General features: G+C 53.3%; 14 protein-coding genes and 1 pseudogene. 1 reads left to right on the forward strand and 14 read right to left on the reverse strand.

What is annotated here, in order from left to right:
• Window positions 1-160: 160 nt before the first annotated feature.
• Together dapF and NYE29_RS30405 are read right to left on the reverse strand one after the other, a co-directional pair.
• Complete coding sequence (dapF, locus tag NYE29_RS30400; RefSeq protein ID WP_076111289.1) at window positions 161-997, reverse strand: diaminopimelate epimerase; 837 nt, start codon at window positions 995-997, stop codon at window positions 161-163.
• 84 nt (window positions 998-1081) lie between these two features.
• A complete protein-coding gene (locus NYE29_RS30405) occupies window positions 1082-3898 on the reverse strand; it encodes a calcium-translocating P-type ATPase, SERCA-type (protein WP_340898804.1) in 2817 nt (938 codons plus the stop codon).
• Between the two features lie 192 nt (window positions 3899-4090).
• Here NYE29_RS30405 and NYE29_RS30410 point away from each other — a divergent pair, with 192 nt between their 5' ends.
• Window positions 4091-6004, forward strand: coding sequence for an Rqc2 family fibronectin-binding protein (locus tag NYE29_RS30410; RefSeq protein WP_340898806.1), 1914 nt, complete (start codon window positions 4091-4093; stop codon window positions 6002-6004).
• Between the two features lie 192 nt (window positions 6005-6196).
• On the opposite strand, the gene NYE29_RS30415 is transcribed toward NYE29_RS30410, so the two are convergent.
• The 12 genes and pseudogenes from NYE29_RS30415 to NYE29_RS30470 all read right to left on the reverse strand — a co-directional run bounded on the left by NYE29_RS30415 (window position 6197) and on the right by NYE29_RS30470 (window position 17558).
• On the reverse strand, window positions 6197-7084 hold the full coding sequence (locus NYE29_RS30415; RefSeq protein ID WP_340898808.1) for a PHP domain-containing protein: 888 nt from the start codon (window positions 7082-7084) through the stop codon (window positions 6197-6199).
• A 22-nt stretch (window positions 7085-7106) separates the two neighbouring features.
• A pseudogene (locus tag NYE29_RS30420) lies at window positions 7107-7208 on the reverse strand (GNAT family N-acetyltransferase); the annotation flags it as partial.
• Between the two features lie 148 nt (window positions 7209-7356).
• A complete protein-coding gene (locus NYE29_RS30425) occupies window positions 7357-8256 on the reverse strand; it encodes a selenium metabolism-associated LysR family transcriptional regulator (RefSeq protein WP_076111284.1) in 900 nt (299 codons plus the stop codon).
• An 87-nt stretch (window positions 8257-8343) separates the two neighbouring features.
• Window positions 8344-8781 (reverse strand): hypothetical protein, encoded by a 438-nt coding sequence (locus tag NYE29_RS30430; RefSeq protein ID WP_340899849.1) that lies wholly within the window; start codon window positions 8779-8781, stop codon window positions 8344-8346.
• A 115-nt stretch (window positions 8782-8896) separates the two neighbouring features.
• Window positions 8897-9865: a GGDEF domain-containing protein gene (locus tag NYE29_RS30435; RefSeq protein WP_340898809.1), complete on the reverse strand. Its 969-nt coding sequence runs from the start codon at window positions 9863-9865 to the stop codon at window positions 8897-8899.
• Entirely contained in the window at window positions 9846-10736 is an 891-nt protein-coding gene (locus NYE29_RS30440; protein ID WP_340898811.1) for an EAL domain-containing protein, read from the reverse strand. Before NYE29_RS30440 ends, NYE29_RS30435 begins: the two co-directional genes overlap by 20 nt.
• A 532-nt stretch (window positions 10737-11268) precedes the next feature.
• Complete coding sequence (locus NYE29_RS30445; protein ID WP_020432997.1) at window positions 11269-11532, reverse strand: YlbG family protein; 264 nt, start codon at window positions 11530-11532, stop codon at window positions 11269-11271.
• Between the two features lie 39 nt (window positions 11533-11571).
• Entirely contained in the window at window positions 11572-12012 is a 441-nt protein-coding gene (locus NYE29_RS30450; RefSeq protein ID WP_340898813.1) for a YlbF family regulator, read from the reverse strand.
• Window positions 12013-12058: 46 nt separating this feature from the next.
• Complete coding sequence (locus tag NYE29_RS30455; RefSeq protein ID WP_340898815.1) at window positions 12059-14047, reverse strand: helicase-associated domain-containing protein; 1989 nt, start codon at window positions 14045-14047, stop codon at window positions 12059-12061.
• Window positions 14044-15753 (reverse strand): DNA repair helicase XPB, encoded by a 1710-nt coding sequence (locus NYE29_RS30460; protein WP_340898816.1) that lies wholly within the window; start codon window positions 15751-15753, stop codon window positions 14044-14046. Before NYE29_RS30460 ends, NYE29_RS30455 begins: the two co-directional genes overlap by 4 nt.
• A gap of 125 nt (window positions 15754-15878) precedes the next feature.
• Window positions 15879-16310, reverse strand: a complete 432-nt coding sequence (locus tag NYE29_RS30465; protein ID WP_340898817.1) for a CBS domain-containing protein — start codon at window positions 16308-16310, stop codon at window positions 15879-15881.
• Between the two features lie 78 nt (window positions 16311-16388).
• Window positions 16389-17558, reverse strand: a complete 1170-nt coding sequence (locus NYE29_RS30470; RefSeq protein ID WP_340898818.1) for a M20 family metallopeptidase — start codon at window positions 17556-17558, stop codon at window positions 16389-16391.
• Window positions 17559-17797 lie beyond the last annotated feature (239 nt).

The following is a 17797-nucleotide window of genomic DNA, read 5'->3' on the forward strand; positions in this document are numbered from 1 at the left end:
CTGGAACAACAAGTGGAAACGGAAATAGAAGGATGATTTATAGGGTGAAGCATATAAATGCTTATATTTGCAAAAAAAGATGACCTGCAAGCGGGCTGCTTGAGGTCATCCTTTTGTATTGCACACCTTATTCAGTTTCGATAACGAAATCCCTGCAGGATTAAACTTCTACCGAGCCGGTATATACAACCTGGGCAGGTCCGGTCATATAGACATGGTTGTCATGCTCATTCCACTCAATAAACAGATCGCCGCCCTTCAGGCTGATCGTGGCCGAGCGGTCTGTATGGCCATTCAGTACCGAGGAGACCAGCGTTGCGCAGGCTCCGGTGCCGCAGGCCAGTGTCGGTCCGGCGCCGCGTTCCCAGACACGCATATCGACATGGCTGCGGTTTAGCACTGTCGCGAATTCTACGTTCACTTTTCTCGGGAAAAGCGGGTGCACCTCAAGCTTTGGCCCCCAGGTCGCAAGATCAAACGACACGGCATCCTCCACATAGATTACACAGTGCGGATTGCCCATGGATACGGCCGTGAACTTGAATTCCGTTCCGTCCGCCTCGATGGGCTGGTCCAGCACAGGCTCGGCATCTATTGCCACCGGAATCTGCAGGCCCGACAATACAGGTTCTCCCATATCGACCGTAACCTTCTCCACCACGCCGTTCTTCACCTGCAGGGATACCTTTTGTTCACCGGCACCGATGGTTTCAATCACAATCTGCTCCGAGCTGACGAGACCCTGCTCATATACATATTTGGAGACGCAGCGGATTGCATTTCCGCATTGCTCCGCTTCTGAGCCATCCGAATTCATAATGCGCATCATATAGTCTCCGCGCTCCGACGGAAGAATGTAGACAAGACCGTCGGCTCCGATGCCGAAGAACCGGTTGCACAAGGTAACTGCAAGCTCGGAAGCATTGCCCGGCAGCTCCTGCTCACCGAATACGATAATAAAATCATTTCCAAGTCCGTGCATTTTTGTAAATTCCATTGAAAATCCCACTCCTAAAAGTTTTGTTAGCATTCACATCTTCTGAACAAGCATACCTTAAGGAGTGGTCTTAAGCTATTGACTTTATGCTGAAATTTTTGTACTTTTTATCATCGTCCGGCTTCCGCTGCGGCTGCGGTTCTTCTTACCGCCCCACACGCTGCCCGCTCCCATCAGGAAGGTAGGGATACCGGCGGTGACCAGCACCAGACACCATTCGCGGAAGCTGAGCGGTACGGTCTTAAATACCGGCTGCAGCGGCGGCAGATACATAACAGCCAGCATTAGCAAAATAGATGACAAGACGGCCAGCACCAGATATTTATTCTGGAAAGGATTGCGGTGGAACACCGAACGGGAACTGCGGCAGTCAAATACATGAATAAGCTGAGCCATAACCAGTGTAGCAAAAGCAACCGACTGTGCGCGGATGAGCTGCTGCGGGCTGCCTGGATCAATACGCAGCGTCAACCAGAAGGCGCCCAGGGTGCACAGACCGATCAGCAGGCCCCGGCTGATGATTTTCCAGCCCAGGCGGCGGGCAAAAATATTCTCCTTCGCTCCGCGCGGCTTGTGCTCCATCAAATCCTTCTCCGGCTGATCCACGCCCAGCGCCATCGCAGGCAGTCCGTCGGTGACCAGATTGACCCAGAGAATCTGGATTGGCACCAGCGGCAGCGGCAGCCCCAGCATCATAGCGAAGAACATGGTCAGGATCTCTCCGACATTGGAAGCCAGCAGGTAACGGATAAATTTGCGGATATTCTCGTAAATATTCCGCCCTTCTTCTATAGCTGCCACGATCGTTGAGAAATTATCATCTCCGAGAATAAGCGCTGATGCTTCTTTAGTGACATCGGTGCCGGTGATGCCCATGGAAATCCCGATGTCCGCCGCTTTAATTGCCGGAGCGTCATTCACACCATCTCCGGTCATAGCCACAACATGGCCCCGCCGCTGCAGAGATTTGACGATCCGCAGCTTATGCTCAGGGGAGACGCGGGCGTATACATATACAGAGTCTGACACCTTATCCAGCTCATCATCAGTCATCCGCGTTAGCTGGGAGCCGGTCAGAACGGTTCCACCCCGCTGCAGAATACCTAGCTGATGGGCAATGGCTTCGGCGGTAGTTCCGTGGTCACCGGTAATCATCACCGTCTTGATTCCTGCCCGCCGGGTAATGCTGATCGCGTCGCGCACTTCACGGCGCGGAGGATCGATCATTCCGGCCAGTCCGACAAATATCAGCTGGGATTCCGCTTCTTTTTCACTGTCCGCTGCTTCGCCTGATCGCAGCTCACGGTAAGCCATCCCTAATACACGCAACGCTCCGGAAGCCATCTCCTCGTTCGCTTCCAGCACCTTCTGGCGCAAAGTCGGCGTACAAGGGACAACCCCCCCTTCCCACAGCATATAGGCGCAGTTGCTCAGCAGCACATCCGGCGCTCCCTTGGTGCAGATCATGCGTCCGCCGGGATGCCCCACGATCACAGACATCAGCTTGCGCTCAGAATCGAAAGGAAACTCCTTCTCTCTGGCATACGTTACAGCAAGCGACTGGGCAGTAAGCCCCATCTTCGCGGATAAAGCAACTAATGCGCCTTCGGTAGGATCGCCCTTGAGCTCCCATACCGACTGGGTGTCTGCCGCCTTGTCCGTTTCCCCCTTATCCTTTCCCTTGCGTTTCCCCCGGCTGTCACTGGACAGAGACTCAACAATTTCGGCATTGCTGCATAAAGCCCCGACCTGAAGCATGCGCCGCAGGCTTTGATCATGCTTGAGATCAACGGCTCGCCCCTTCTCCATCACTTGTCCGCTGGGAGCATAACCTTCGCCCGTCACGTCCAGACTGCGTCCTCCGGTCCACAGCCGCGTTACCGTCATCTTGTTCTGGGTCAGGGTGCCGGTCTTGTCTGAGCAGATTACGGAAGCACATCCGAGAGTCTCCACCGAAGGGAGCTTGCGTACGATCGCTTTGCGTTTGATCATCCGCTGCACGCCAAGTGCGAGCGCGATAGTGACAATCGCCGGCAGACCTTCCGGAATGGCTGCAACTGCAAGACTGACGCCTGCCAGGAACATCGCTGTAGCGGGCTGACCGTGCAGAATGCCAGCAACGACGACGACAATGGTCAGACCGAGCGAAACGTAGATCAGGATCTTCCCAAGCTGCTCTAGGCGGTGCTGCAGCGGCGTTTCCTGCGATTCAGTGTTTTGGATCAGATCGGCAATTTTGCCCATCTCGGTATCCATCCCTGTACGGACTACAACCGCCCTACCTGTGCCCCGTGTTACCATCGTCCCCATGAAGCCGATATTTTTCTGGTCCCCCAAGGGAATCTCCTCGGCATGAATCGGTTCCGCGTGCTTAGAGACGGGCAGCGATTCGCCGGTCAGTGCAGATTCCTCGGCATAAAGTGCGCTGCACTCCAGCCAGCGGATGTCAGCTGGAATCCGGTCGCCGCTTTCCAGCAGAACGATGTCGCCGGGCACCAGCATTTTTGCCGGTATAACTTCCTGCTTTCCGCCCCGCAGCACTTTGGCAGAAGGTGCCGAGAGCTGCTTGAGTGCGCGCAGTGAACGCTCGGCACGGAATTCCTGGACAAAACCCAGAACTCCGTTGAGTAAAATAATGGCGATGATCGTAATTGCATCCAGATATTCACCTAAAAGTCCGGATACCAGCGTCGCTCCCATCAGCACAAGCACCATAAAATCCTTAAACTGATTCAGCAGCAAGGTGATCGGAGAAATTGTCTTCCCCTCCGAAAGCTCGTTATACCCGCTCTCTTTGCGTCTCTCCTCCGCCTCCTCTCCGCTTAGGCCTACTCCAGGATGAATGTTCAGCATCCTCTGCAGTTCCTCCGCACCGAGCCGGTGCCAACTTTTTTGTTCCATGACTATTCTTTCCCCTCCCGGTCGTTTCTTGACTTCCGGCGGCGCACAGCTTTTCCACCTGTTCATGACAAAGTCTATTCATGGTCGTCCCAAAATATCACAGCTTCAGAGCTTCTCCTTTTGCGCGAATGTGTTAAAGTATGGCATCATAGAGAAGAGAAATTTATTATTATGCGACAGGAGAACATTATCATGGCATTAGACGGCATCGTTACAAGAGCGATCGTGCATGAGCTTGGGCCTTTCATCGGTGCACGCGTCGGCAAAATATATCAACCAAACGCTCACGACCTCATCTTCATCCTGCGCGGCTCAGGCGGCGGAGGCAAGCTGCTGCTGTCGGCCAATCCGACCTACCCGCGACTGCATCTGACAGACCGGAACACGGTTAATCCTGCGGAAGCACCGATGTTCTGCATGCTGATGCGCAAGCACTGCGAAGGCGGCACGATTGAGAGCATCACCCAGGTCGGCATGGAACGCATCATTCATATAAACATCAAGACACGGGATGAGCTGGGAGACGTTTCGGCCAAAAAAATTATTATTGAGCTCATGGGACGGCACAGCAATATCATTCTGACCGATCTCTCCACGGGCACGATCATCGACGGTATTCATCACGTTACCCCATCGATCAGCAGCTACCGGAATGTCATGCCCGGCATCGCCTACCTAGAGCCGCCGCAGCAGCACAAGCTGAATCCGCTGGAGATCGGCAAAGAGGATTTTGTTACATTGTTCTCCTCGGCAGAAGAAGCAGCACTGTTGGCAGGCACCCGGGAGGAGGAAGAGCCAGAGGAAATTATTGAGGGCGAGATTGCGGACCTCCTGCGGTCTCTGGAAGAGCCCAAAGCAGATGGTTCAGGCGGTCCATCGCCAACAGCCGATCCAATCGGATGGATGGTGCATGCCTTCAGCGGCATGAGTCCGCTGATTGCCGGAGAAATTGTGCGGCAGCGCAGCGCCGGCGGTTCCGAAGCCGCGGAGGCCGGACGCGATCAGCAGGATGTTGGTTCAGACGACAGCAGCGGGAATCCGCTCCTGTTGTGGGAGGCCTTTAATCAGGTGCTGGCTCCGGTGCGGGAATTCCGGTTTTCACCGGTTATAGGGACGAATGCCAAAGGCAAACCCGTTTTCTCGGCAATTCCGCTGGCATTGCCGGATGAAAGCTTGAAGCATTACAGCTCGATCAGCGTTTGTATGGAAGACTATTACGGGGATAAAGCGGAGCGGGATACCGTGAAGCAGCGCGTCAGCGATCTGATTCGCTTCCTGGGCAATGAGCGGAGCAAAAACATTAAAAAGCTCGCCAATCTCCAGAAAGACCTGGAAGAAGCGGAAGATGCCGACCGTTACCGGATTTGGGGCGAGCTGCTGTTTGCGTCACTGTATGCCGTGTCCAAGGGCGACAAGGAAGCACGGCTGGTGAACTATTACGATGAGAACCAGGCGGAGACGACCATTCCGCTTGATCCGCTGCTGACGCCTTCGGACAACGCGCAGCGTTACTTCAAGAAATACAACAAATACAAGAACAGCCTGCGGGTCATCGGTGAGCAGCTGATCAAAACCCATGAGGAAATTGCTTATATGGAAACACTGCTGCAGCAGCTGGCCCACGCCTCCCTCAATGATATCGAGGAAATCCGCGATGAGCTTGTCAGCCAGGGTTACATGCGCGACCGCAGCAAAAAGGGCAAAAAGAAGAAGAAAACCACCCGTCCTACCTTACAGGTGTTTACCTCCTCCGAGGGCGTGGACATCTATGTCGGCAAAAACAACCTGCAGAATGAATACGTCACAAACCGGCTGGCTTCTGCCAATGACACTTGGCTGCACACGAAAGATATCCCCGGCTCGCATGTCGTGATCCGCAGCGAGGAATTCGGCGATGCCACCCTAGAGGAAGCGGCTCAGCTTGCCGCCTACTTCAGTCAGGCCAAGCAGTCAAGCAGCGTGCCAGTGGACTGCACCCTGATCCGCCATGTCCGCAAGCCAAGCGGTGCAAAGCCCGGCTTCGTCATTTACGATCACCAGAAGACACTGTTTGTTACACCGGATGAGGCGCGGATCAAAAGTCTGCCGAATGCTTTGAGAAGCTAGCTCCGGGCCCTTCTTCGTTATTTCAAATATCCGGACAGACCAAAGAACCTCCAAGCCTGACGAAACATCGTCTGGGGCTTGGAGGTTCTTTATCTATTCTGGTGTTTAAAATCGTCAATGTTCATAACTATTACTTTCAGCTATTGTATTGACCCCTGTGGTTAATTGGATTAAGCAGGCATACTTAACTCTCTATCCCTTCAGCCGCTCCAGCACATCGGCAGAAACCGTAACGCTTCCCAGATCACCATGGAAGATTACACCCTGCCGCGCACCGTGAAAATCCGAGCCGCCGGTAACAACCAGGCCGAATTCTTCGGCCATCTCCAGATAACGCTCCTCATCGGCAGGAGTGTGGTCGGAATGATAGACCTCAATGCCCCGCAGAGAGCTTCGGGTCAGAATGCCGCGCACCAGCTCATCATCGCCGTAGATGCCGGGGTGAGCCAGCACTGGAGTGCCTCCGGCTTCAATAATCCACTCACAGGCCAGCTCAGGTGTTATCCGCGGGGGAGAAACATAAGCCGCTGCACCAGTTGCCAAATATTTATCGAAGGCCTCACGCATATCCGCTGCCGCGCCCAGCCGTACGAGTTCATCAGCGATATGGGGCCGCCCGATACTTTCATCAGGCTTCAACTCACGGCCGATCCCTGCAACAACATTGTCCAGCGTAATATTGATGCCAAGTCCGCGCAGCTTGCCGATAATAGACGCATTGCGCTTGGCACGGGTATCTCTTTGCTCTGCAAGCCGCGAGAGAAACAGTTCCTGCTGAGTATCGATATAATATCCAAGCACATGAATCTCCTTACCTTCTGCACGGGTGCTGATTTCTACGCCGGGTACAACAGTAATCCCGTACTTCAGGCCCGCCTCCAGCGCTTCGGCAACGCCGCTTACCGTATCATGGTCGGTAATTGCTACTGCGGCCAGCCCTTTATGACGGGCAATCCGCACATTTTCCGCCGGTGGCTGCATCCCGTCCGAAGCCTGTGTATGGGTATGTAAATCACATCGGCCATGTACTCCTGGTTTAGCACCATCTATTATGTTGCTGGCTTCCACATCGTTCTCCATCATGCCACTCCTTGTCCCAAGTTTATAATGTACCTGTTGACTCCCATTCTTCACGAAGAATCCCCATCTTTATGGCATCATAATATTCGCCCCGCACAATCCGCGCTTTACGGACGTGGGCTTTGCGGATATCCTCTTCCCTCAGGTCCCGCAAGACAACCTTCTCTCCGCGCAGCAAAATGACCATCATCAGACTCCCCTATCCCACTATTATTCGCATACCTCTCCTCGTAAACTTCATCCAAGGGATTCCGCAATACCATCCCAATCGCCTACTGGTCGTTCGCGTGCTGGCGTAAAAAGGTCAGAAACGTAACCGCAGAGATCGGCAGCAGCGTTGATTTTAGATGAATCGCATAGAATTGTCTCTTAAAAGAAGTATCCGACAGATTCACAATCTTCAGCAGCCCCAGCGTCACCTCATGCTTAACCGAGGAGGCTGAGATTATGGTCAGACCCAGCCCGGCCTCCACCGCTGATTTTACCGCACCTGTGCTGCCCAGCTCCATCACAACTCGCATAGCGGCCGGATCCAGCCCCTTGGCTATCAGCTGTTCTTCCATCACCCGTCGTGTTCCCGAGCCCTGTTCGCGCAGCACAAACGGATACTCCAACGCTTCCTCTAGTGTAACTTCATCCCTGTCTGCCAGCGGATGCTCACTGGGAACAATCAGCTTGAGCTCATCGCCCATGACTGGTTCAATCTCCATGTCGGGATGGGACACCGGCGCCTCGATCAGCCCGAAATTTAGCTGGTGTTTGTGAATTTCCTCCATGATCTGCGACGTATTCATCACTTTCATCATGATCGAAATATTTGGATACGCTTTGCCAAAAGGGCCAAGCAGACGCGGCAGTACATATTCTCCAATCGTCAGGCTTGCCCCGAGCTGCAGCCGTCCCTCCAGCATATGGGTAAAGGCTGACATCGCCTGATCCGTCTCCCGCATCAGTTGAATGCTGCGCAGCGCGAAGGGCATAAGCGTCCGTCCGGCCTCGGAGAGCACAATTTTTTTACTCGAACGGTCGAACAGCTTGGCTCCGAAATAGTCTTCCAATGCCTGTACCTGCATCGTTACCGCCGGCTGCGTCATATGCAGTGTCTGGGCTGCAGCAGAGAAGCTCCCCCGTTCAGATACCGTATAAAAAATATGAAGCTGATGAAAATTCATGCACTCAAAGCCCCTTCATAGATCATAAATTATTCTAAAAAAGGCATGCAGCCACCCGCCGCATGCCTTCTTTGTAATTGCTGTGCATTATTTGCGTTTGCGGCGCTTCTTCATCAGCTTCATGCGGCGCGAGTTGCGCAGACGCGAATAATAAGCTTGCAGGTCACGCAGTTGGGGAGTCGCGGAGATCCGCCCCAGATAAGATACGATTACCATAACATACAGCGGACGCCCGGAGAGGCTCGTTACATCTTCCAGTTCCCTAAACTCGGCAATAACTAACGTATCCTCGTCAATCAAATACGCGTTATGCTCCTTTTGCTGGTAAGGTTTGATCCGGTTTTGCTTCAGGCATTGCCACATCCATGCACTGAGTTGTCCGCTGTCACTGCTCTCCGGGTTAATCCGGTCCAGATAGCGGCTCTTGGCATGATTGGTAATCACAATATCAGCGACCCTGTAGTCATTCAGCATGATGTGGAAGGGTTCAAACGCCCCCCACCATTCCATCCCCTTGCCATGCATTATCATCACACTCCACCGAAAGGGTCTTGGCATGCTCTCTTATTGTTGTCAATCTTACCGCATTGACGCGGGTTGTTCAAGCACGCCCCTAGTCAGCGAATGCGAAATACCAGTGTTAGTTGCCGGACCCGCTTGCAATTCTGTCTGCGTCATCCACAAGACTGCTGCCTTTGATCATTTTGCATTTTTTCTTGATCCGCGCCGCCTCACCCGAAATGGCTTCGATGGAATCAAAACGCTGGAAGCGGTTGGTCACTATGGCGATGGAAATCGAGACGAGCGGAATTTCTTCCATCACTCCTGAGCGGCTTTCAGTCAGCACATACTGCTGTGCAAGATGGCCGGTATGATAAAAGCCCTTCACCGCTGTCTCAAATTCCCTGATAATGATCCTGCAGCAATCCTCATAATCATAATTATTGATGAAAATGATAAAGTCATCCCCGCCGATATGCCCTAAAAAGCCCTCCAGACGCAGCGCACAGTGCTTTAAAATTTCCGCAGTCGCCTGAATCATCCGGTCCCCTTCCTTAAATCCATAGGTGTCGTTATAAGCTTTGAAATGGTCAAGGTCAATATAAAGTACGCTGAATTGCTCCTGCAGCAGTGATTTCACCATCGATTCATTGATGCTCAGATTACCCGGCAGACCGGTAAGTGGGTTCAGAAAACTGGCGGCTACAGCCTGAATCTCGGCAAAATTAAGCAGCAAATCTCTTACACTCACGGCTCCGAACATTACACCTTCATGGATAACGATCACATAATCATAAAGATTCTCTTCATTTCTGTTCATTGCCAGCCTGCTGACCTCGGTGATCGGTGTTTTGTACTCTACGGCAAGCGGATTTCTGTCCATCACGAGCGAAACCGCTCTTCCCATATACAGCGTATAACCGTATAAAGTGCCTATCTGCTGGTAAAATCGGATCCTCATAATTAATGCAACCGGATGCCCGTTTTCGGTTACCGCTACTCCTTGGAGCTGGGGATTGCTTTTAAATATTTGATCCACGTATTCGCATTTATGATGAGGGGAAATCTCCGGAATTTGCTCCGCGATTTCACCGATCTGAAGAAACATGCTTGTAGCCTCCTCTCACCGGAACTTTAATGATATCGGAGGGGAACGATCCATGCACGGGACGATGGACGGGCCTGCCCAGAGCGTACCCTTGACCGAATTCAATCCCCGCCTGCTGCAAAAATTGCAGCTCCCCGGCTGTCTCGATTCCCTCGGCAATCACCCGGGTCGATGAACGTTCGGCGTATTCCCGGACCAGCTCCAAAAGTTCCTGCTGTTCCCGGTTGCCCTGAATGCCGTGGATCAGAGACTTGTCCAGCTTGATGAATTCCGGCTTTAAATACACCAGTGTCTTCAAGCTGTTATACCCGGAGCCGGCATCATCGACAGCGATCCGGAAGCCCTGCTCGCGGTAGTGGGACAGCACTTTTTCAAAGCCTACATAATCCTGTACAGCCTGCCTTTCGGTCAGCTCAAAGACAATCCGCTCAGGTGACAACCCGAGCTCCTGCAGCAGTCCCAAGGTTTCTCCGCTTTTATGGCGGGCATCATTCAGCACCCCCGGATGCACATTGATGAAGACAAGCCGTTCACTTTCCACACCTGATTTCGGAAACCGCTCCACATACCGTGAAAGCGACAGCCTGCGGCAATCCTGCTCGAAGCGGAACATCTGCTCCGTCCGTCCGGCAAACTCATAGAAATGCTCTGTAGTCGGGAAATGTACCGAGCCAGGAGGCCTGTTCAGTGCCTCATGTCCGATGGTCCGTCCGGAAGACAGCTGCAGTATCGGTTGAAAAAAAGTATCCAGCCGTTTGTTATTCATAATATCCAGGAAGGCGGTCAATCTTCCCAGTTCCTTGATTTCACCTCTCATCCTTCCATTGAGATGCTGAAGGTATTGGGAAATCACTGCTAATTTTGGGGGCATTGCCCACGCTTTGGTCATCATATCACCTATATGCTCTTCTACGTGAATTTTGTCACTCTCTTCCGAGTATAAACAGGAAATATTAAGCAGCGATAAAGTGACCGTCCTACACGCTCTATTTCCCTTTTAATATGACCGCTAAAGACTTCAAGTTATATAAGTTGAACTTTAGATTTACCGGGCCGGTATAGAACGCAACTGCGGTGAATGTTTGGACTTCCGGCCGCTGTTGTCTACAGATTTCTTGATTTATACCGCTATTCGCGGTTGAAATCCGTAGACTGCTTATGCTTTCGAAGCGAGCTTTCCTACGGAAAGCTTTCAGGCGGTCGCTATCGCTCCTACAGTTCCAAACTTCCCCTCCGCTGCTTTAGCCTCTAGCTAGTTCTTTAGTTCAACTGATATAGCCCGCCAACAAAAAAACCTCTGCCTGCAACAGCAGGCAAAGGATTAAGTGGAAAGCCAAACCGAGCGCATAAAAAAACAGGCGCCAGCGGCGCCTGTCATCCTTCGAGAGTTTCAGCTTCAGGAATTACAATCCGTAATAACGGGACTTGTCCGGTCCGTTACTGGTGTATTCCGTCTTCAACTCATTGCGGTAAGATCTTTCAATCTTGCGCACGTAGGAAAGTCTGCGGACATTCTTCATAACTTCCTCGGCGCGTTCCGCGTTCACATACATGACCGCATAATGCATCTTCCGCGATACATAATGCAGTGTTCCATATTTCTCCAGATTACGCGCCGCCTTAACGTCGCTAACCCATACGATATATCCTGTCCGTTCCGCAAACATTAGCTCATCCGCCTTTCTTTCTCTCCCCCTCAGAGGCGCTTATCCGCAGGAGCATTTGCCTCCGCTGCCGCATCCGCCGCCCTTAGGATTCGGGTCATTGCTTGGAACCTTGATGCTCTCCGATACAGAGAACGCAATCGCTTCCGACATGGAATGAAGAATATCGTCCAGCGTCTTCTCGGCCAGCTTGAAGCGGGCAACTTCCTCGAACTGTTCAAGTTCCTGCTCCACCCGCGATACCTCATCCTTGGCCGAATGATAGTTCGGGTGAAAATGTCCGAACCGCTGTGTCTCTTCGAACAGCTCCTTCTTGTTCTGCAGCTGTTTGACCATGGCCTGGATTTCCGGGTTGCAATCTACCCGGCCTTTCCAGTATAAGTAATCCGACACTTCGGCCGATTGGTTAATCATGTCGCCTAATTCATAGGCGTATGTCAGCACTTCGGTCATATCGACCGTATTCAATTCCGCTACGCTCATGAACTTCAACTCTTTTCTACGTTAATGTTCTACCGTACACAGTAGACTACCTTATCATAACATAACCACTTGCTCCAGCAGAAGAAGAATTTCTCAGCTCCGCAGGAATCAACAGCTTCATTTCATCCCAATCTCCCGGGTCCAGTTCCATTTCCGCATCACGAATCTGTGAATCGGAATCCAGCAGGCATCCGGAGACTCTCCATGGATGTCCGCTGATCCGCCCGGGAATAAAGTCGCAAACTTCATCTCTTATGGAAAGCCGGACTTTAATTCCCCACTTCAGCGCCTGCTCCATCACCTTTTGGGCCGTGGAGCTGTGATACTTCCGCCATTCCTTGATCCACATTTGCGGAACGTTTTCTTCACCTGTCCAATTGCTCTCTTCCACTTCAGCTGAGGACAGCGGTAAGGGCTGATAAACAGCTTCCCCGCCAAGGATTCCCCGCTTGGGGTCCGGAGACGGGAGAACGAAGTCAGCCAATGGCAGGCCGGGATCGCCTAGATCAAATAGTTTTTGCTTTACGTTACCTTCCCTGCCGCCGATGATCCGCGGCGGGGCCATTCCGGCTGCCGCAAGCTCCTTGCGCACCTGCTCCACCTGATCACCCTGCACAATAAAATGAAGCGGACCTACACGGGTGAGGCTGCCGCCAAGCCGGGGATGGGCGGCAATATCCGCTCCATCTGCCTCACTGCTGCAGGATAGCAGAATCACCTCGGAGAATGCCGTTCGGCCAATCCCCTTTGCCCACTGTCTTAAAGATAGGTCCACCTGTTCCGGCAATCCCCCTTGTGCATGGGAAGCCAGCCAGGAAATCGCCGTCTCTGGCGACAGTCCCTGTTCAGCGGCATGCTCCAGCCTTTCCCGGGTCAGCCTGAAGCTCCACAGATCATCACTATGCAGCAGCTCCGCGCAACCGCCAAGCGTCCAGCGGATAGTGTATGGCACTTCCGGCGGCACCAGCACCTCGAAATCCGGCTGAACAATAAACGACTGAAGGGAGGAATCTTGTAATATCTGCTTCTCCACGGGCGCTGGAGCATTCAGGTCTTCCACTGTCCCGCAGCCGGGAGCTGGCCTATCCGCAGTGAACAGATTCACGCAGCCGTCTCCTGCTTCCCCGCATGGATCGGACGAAGGCTTGGAGTCCGTCCAGCGGAAGCACCAGTCCCCGTAATCACTATACCCCAGCTCGCACCAGCCAAACCCGGCCAGACAGCTAAACCATGCCAGACAGGAGGCTTCCACTCCTGTTTCAGGATAATCTGCCGCAAGATTTAACTTATGCAACCTGTCCAGAATATCCGGCAGGGAGAACCATTGACCAGGCGCGAACTCTCCAGCGGAAATACAGTATCGAAAATGCTGCCTGACTGGCTCCTGCAAGCCGTAGCGGTTCAAGATCAGGTTATACAAAATATCGTTCATCTGCGGCTCATTGAGCGCAAACCATTGATCCAGCCTTTCTATCTCCAGCACATAAGCCTCACTCTTCCGGCTGATCAGTCCAAGCATGAGCATAAGATCAACCATAACCATGGCTGTCAGAGGCTGGGGCTCAGCATAAGCATCGCCGGGAATCAAACCCCGTAAATGCTCTTCGCGCAAAGAGAGCAGTGCTGTCAGACGGCTGATATTCTTCTTGTGGATCACACCTTTGGCAGTCAGAGGCAATCCTTCACGCGCTGTGAACAGCAACGCACGAAACAGCTCACCCGGCAATCCGCTGCCTGCGCCAAGCTTGAGCATTACCCTGTCGCCTGCCACTGGCAACGGGCTCATGGAGAAGAAATGCTGGTGGATAGCTGCGAGCTGCCGCACGGGAATTTGATACAGCTTCTCCCCCCATATTTTCTGCCGCAGCTCCAGCATTCCAGCCTGACGAAGCTCCTTCAGTGCAAGCCGCTGCTCGGCTCGGCACAGGGTGGCAGGACGCAAGCTGTCTGCCTTCTCTACCGCAAAGGGCTGGGCCGCATGGACCGCGCATATCATTTTCAACACTTCCTGCGCTTCGGGCGATAACCCGTTCATAAAACCGCCTCCTCTTGCGTGTCCACGCCTCTGACGGCGTAATCGTAGCCTTGCTCGGTCAGAAACAGCCGCCGCCGCAGAGCAAAATCCTGTTCTCTGCTGTCCTCCGAGACAAGTGTATAGAAATACGCTTTATTCTCACCCGGCTTCGGTCGCAAAATCCGGCCCAACCGCTGGGCTTCCTCCTGCCGTGAGCCAAAGGCTCCCGAAACCTCGATCGCCACCGAGGCATCCGGAAGATTCACGGCAAAATTGGCCACCTTGGAGACCACCAGCACCGGCAGCTGCCCTTCATTGAAGGCAGCATACAATTGGCTTCTTTCCCGCTGTGGCGTTTTCCCAGTGATCAAGGGTGCCTGCAGGCTTTCGGCCAGCTGCTCCAGCTGATCCAGGTATTGGCCGATGACCAGTACAGCAGCACCGGCATGGGACTTAATGATCTTAGCGGCAGCCGCTGCTTTGGCCGGATTCCCGGCAGCAAGCCGAAACTGCTCTTTTCCGCCAGCATAGATATATTTGCTCCTTAAACCGGAGTTCATGGGTATCAACATCTCTATGCAATCCACAGCGGCGATCCAGCCCTCTTTCTCCAGCGATTTCCAGGGCAGATCATAACATTTCGGCCCGATGAGGGAGAATACATCCCCTTCCCGCCCGTCTTCTCTGACAAGCGTGGCAGTAAGCCCCAGACGGCGGGTCGCCTGTATATCCGCCGTAGCCCGGAATACAGGAGCCGGAAGCAAATGGACCTCGTCATAAATGATCAGTCCCCAGTTCCGTTCATTAAACAGATTCATATGCAGAAACGGTCCGTCTTTGGCCCGGCGAAACGTCAGTATTTGATAAGTGGCCACAGTGACTGGACGTACTTCTCTTTTCTCACCGGTATACTCCCCTACGGCATTTGCATCCAGATTCGTCCACCGCAGCAGTTCATCACGCCATTGTCCTACGGAGGTAGAGCTTGAAGTCAGAATCAGCGTCTCGCATTGCAGATCTTCCAACACAGCAAGACCTACAACCGTCTTGCCCGCCCCGCAGGGCAGAACGACAACACCGCTGCCTCCCGTGCCCCCAATCCCCCGAAACATACGGACAGCTTCCTGCTGATAATCCCGAAGTCCGAATGAGGCTCCCGGTTCCAGCCCCAGTTCCAGCCCCTCTGCTCCCCTCCAGGCGAGACTTAAAGTCTGCCCTTCACGATAACCGGCATAATCCAGCACAGGATAGCCCAGCCTGGTCAGCTCTTGCTTCAGTATCCCGCGCTGTTCAGCGGGACAGACGCTTTCCTGGGGGAGGTGCCTCCGCAGACCCAACGCCTGTAAGGATTGGTTCACTTCCAATTCATCCAGCAGTCCGGGTTGAATGGCACGTAGAATAATATAGCGGGGATCCCCCGTATGAGCATACAGCTCCAAGCTGCCGTACCGGGACATCAGCTCACCAATCTCCTGCTCCAGTTCGGCAGGAAGCCCCCAGCGGGAGAGCTTTTTCAGGCTGGAAATAATGTTCTCCGCTGTATGACCGGAAGCGGCGGCATTCCAGAGCGACAATGGTGTAATCCGGTAGGTGTGGTAGGCGGCAGGGCTTTTGACCAGCTCCGCGTAATCCGCCAGTGCAATTCTTGCCGCCTCGAACCCGGGATGAGCGCAATCCAGCAGGATTGTCCGATCTTTCCGGGTGATGCAGGCCCCTGTTCCATTCATCGAATCCCTCCTGTGTTTATGTCATGTTCAACCTGAGTTGGGGTATGTATCCCGTATCCCGCCCGCAGGATAGCGGAAAAAGCCCATCTCCGCACCAGCGGACATGAGCTTCCCTTGTAATCTTATCAATGCAGCTGCCGCTGCGAAATTTCGCTCAGCGCTTCTCCCGCTTCGTCCGCGAAGATACGCTTCACCGCCAAATCGCCGAGCGATACGATGCCGATCAGCTTCTTCCCCTGGACCACCGGCAGGCGGCGAACTTGTGCTGAAGCCATGAGTTCAGCCGCCTCGTCCACAGATACAGATTCGGAAACAGTGATGACCTCTTTGCTCATCACCGTTTCCACGGAGGTTGATCCGGAATGCTTGTCCGCATAACCTCTAAGCACGAGATCCCGGTCGGTAATTACGCCAATCAATGTTTCTCCGTCATTAGAATCAACTACGGGAACAAATCCGGTGTCATAGTCTCTCATTTTGACGGCAACCTCATATACATTATCGAGCAGTGTAACCGTCGCTGTGTGCGTGGTCATTACCTCTTTGACTGTCTTCAAGAAGCCTTCCTCCTGTCATGTCGCTATGTTATACGGGAGTAGGGTTTCCTCAATGTCTTCAAATTATACGGTAAAAGATTATTCGTTCAGACAAGAATCAGCCATTGCCACCAGCAGCTTGGCGCCATGCAGCATGGCCTCTTCGTCAAAATCGAATTTGCTGTGGTGATGCGGATAAACCGCCCCTTTATCCGGATTGCCTGCGCCCACAAAGATGAAGCAGCCGGGAATCTCTTTGACATAATACGAGAAATCCTCCGCCGGCATAAGCTTCTCCATAAGGATAACATCTGCGGAATCACCTAGTGCCTCAGGAGCCACCCGGAAAAAGCGGTTGAATTCCGCTTCATGATTGACCAGCGGCGGGTAACCCATGAGGTAGTCGATCTTGGATTCCGCACCATATGCTGCGGCTATAGAGGCTGTAAGCTCTTCGATTCTCCGCCGGATTAAATAACGCGTCTCCTCATCAAACGCGCGCACCGTTCCGGTTATCCGGCAGCGTTCCGCGATGATATTCTGCGCAGAGCCTCCCTGGATCGTTCCCACGCTGACAACAGCGGGACACAGCGGATCAACGGAACGGCTGACAATGCTTTGCAGTGCAGTGACAAGCGCTGCACCGGCCACAATGCTGTCGATGGTGCGATGGGGCATGCCGCCGTGTCCGCCTTTGCCGGCAATATCAATAAAAAACTCATCGGCAGAAGCCATTAGCGGTCCGGGGGCACTGCCGATGGTGCCCAGTGGAAGCGGAGTCCACAGATGCAGGCCATAGATAGCGTCCGCCCCCTCCAGTACCCCTTCGGCTATCATGCCCTGCGCTCCACCGGGGCAAATTTCTTCCGCCGGCTGGAACAGAAACCGCAGTTCTCCTGTGATCTCTTCACGGCGGGTGCTGTAATACGAAGCAGCGGCGAGCAGCATGGCTGTATGCCCGTCGTGGCCGCAGGCATGCATGACCCCTGTATTCTGTGAGGCATACTCGCTGCCGTTCTCCTCCGTGATATTCAGGGCATCCATATCCGCGCGCAGGACCACTGTTTTGCCTGGCCGCGTTCCCTTAAGGATTCCTGTCAGTCCATAACCGGCTCCGCTTCTTCTGACCTCAATTCCGAATTCGGCCAATCTGGCCGCTACATAAGCTGACGTCTCCTTCTCCTGGTACGACAATTCCGGATGACGGTGCAGATGGCGGCGCCATTTCACCATTTCCGGCAGCAGCTGTTCGATTGCTAACCTGTCCATATTCGCTCCATTCCCTTCTCCCGATAACCCGCTCCGGCCAAGACAGCAAGCGCTCCGCATCTTCATATCCCGGCCGCAAAGAGCTATATTTCTTTTATTGTAGCAGAAACGCAAAAAAGTGGGTATCTCCAGGCCCCGCCTGCCCTTGCGCAACCTTGGGAAACATACTATCATGAGGTAGACGTCTATAATTGCGATCAGAAATAATCATTATACTTCATAAAGGGGATATGTGCGCT

The sequence above is a fragment of the Paenibacillus sp. FSL M7-1046 genome (genome assembly GCF_038007405.1).
Lineage (GTDB): Bacteria > Bacillota > Bacilli > Paenibacillales > Paenibacillaceae > Paenibacillus_AQ.

Bases quoted from the DNA above. Each gene is read 5' to 3' on its own strand.
- dapF (WP_076111289.1), bottom strand. From the start codon at position 997: ATGGAATTTACAAAAATGCACGGACTTGGAAATGATTTTATTATCGTA.
- NYE29_RS30405 (WP_340898804.1), bottom strand. From the start codon at position 3,898: ATGGAACAAAAAAGTTGGCACCGGCTCGGTGCGGAGGAACTGCAGAGG.
- NYE29_RS30410 (WP_340898806.1), top strand. From the start codon at position 4,091: ATGGCATTAGACGGCATCGTTACAAGAGCGATCGTGCATGAGCTTGGG.
- NYE29_RS30415 (WP_340898808.1), bottom strand. From the start codon at position 7,084: ATGGAGAACGATGTGGAAGCCAGCAACATAATAGATGGTGCTAAACCA.
- NYE29_RS30425 (WP_076111284.1), bottom strand. From the start codon at position 8,256: ATGAATTTTCATCAGCTTCATATTTTTTATACGGTATCTGAACGGGGG.
- NYE29_RS30430 (WP_340899849.1), bottom strand. From the start codon at position 8,781: ATGCATGGCAAGGGGATGGAATGGTGGGGGGCGTTTGAACCCTTCCAC.
- NYE29_RS30435 (WP_340898809.1), bottom strand. From the start codon at position 9,865: ATGTTTCTTCAGATCGGTGAAATCGCGGAGCAAATTCCGGAGATTTCC.
- NYE29_RS30440 (WP_340898811.1), bottom strand. From the start codon at position 10,736: ATGCCCCCAAAATTAGCAGTGATTTCCCAATACCTTCAGCATCTCAAT.
- NYE29_RS30445 (WP_020432997.1), bottom strand. From the start codon at position 11,532: ATGTTTGCGGAACGGACAGGATATATCGTATGGGTTAGCGACGTTAAG.
- NYE29_RS30450 (WP_340898813.1), bottom strand. From the start codon at position 12,012: ATGAGCGTAGCGGAATTGAATACGGTCGATATGACCGAAGTGCTGACA.
- NYE29_RS30455 (WP_340898815.1), bottom strand. From the start codon at position 14,047: ATGAACGGGTTATCGCCCGAAGCGCAGGAAGTGTTGAAAATGATATGC.
- NYE29_RS30460 (WP_340898816.1), bottom strand. From the start codon at position 15,753: ATGAATGGAACAGGGGCCTGCATCACCCGGAAAGATCGGACAATCCTG.
- NYE29_RS30470 (WP_340898818.1), bottom strand. From the start codon at position 17,558: ATGGACAGGTTAGCAATCGAACAGCTGCTGCCGGAAATGGTGAAATGG.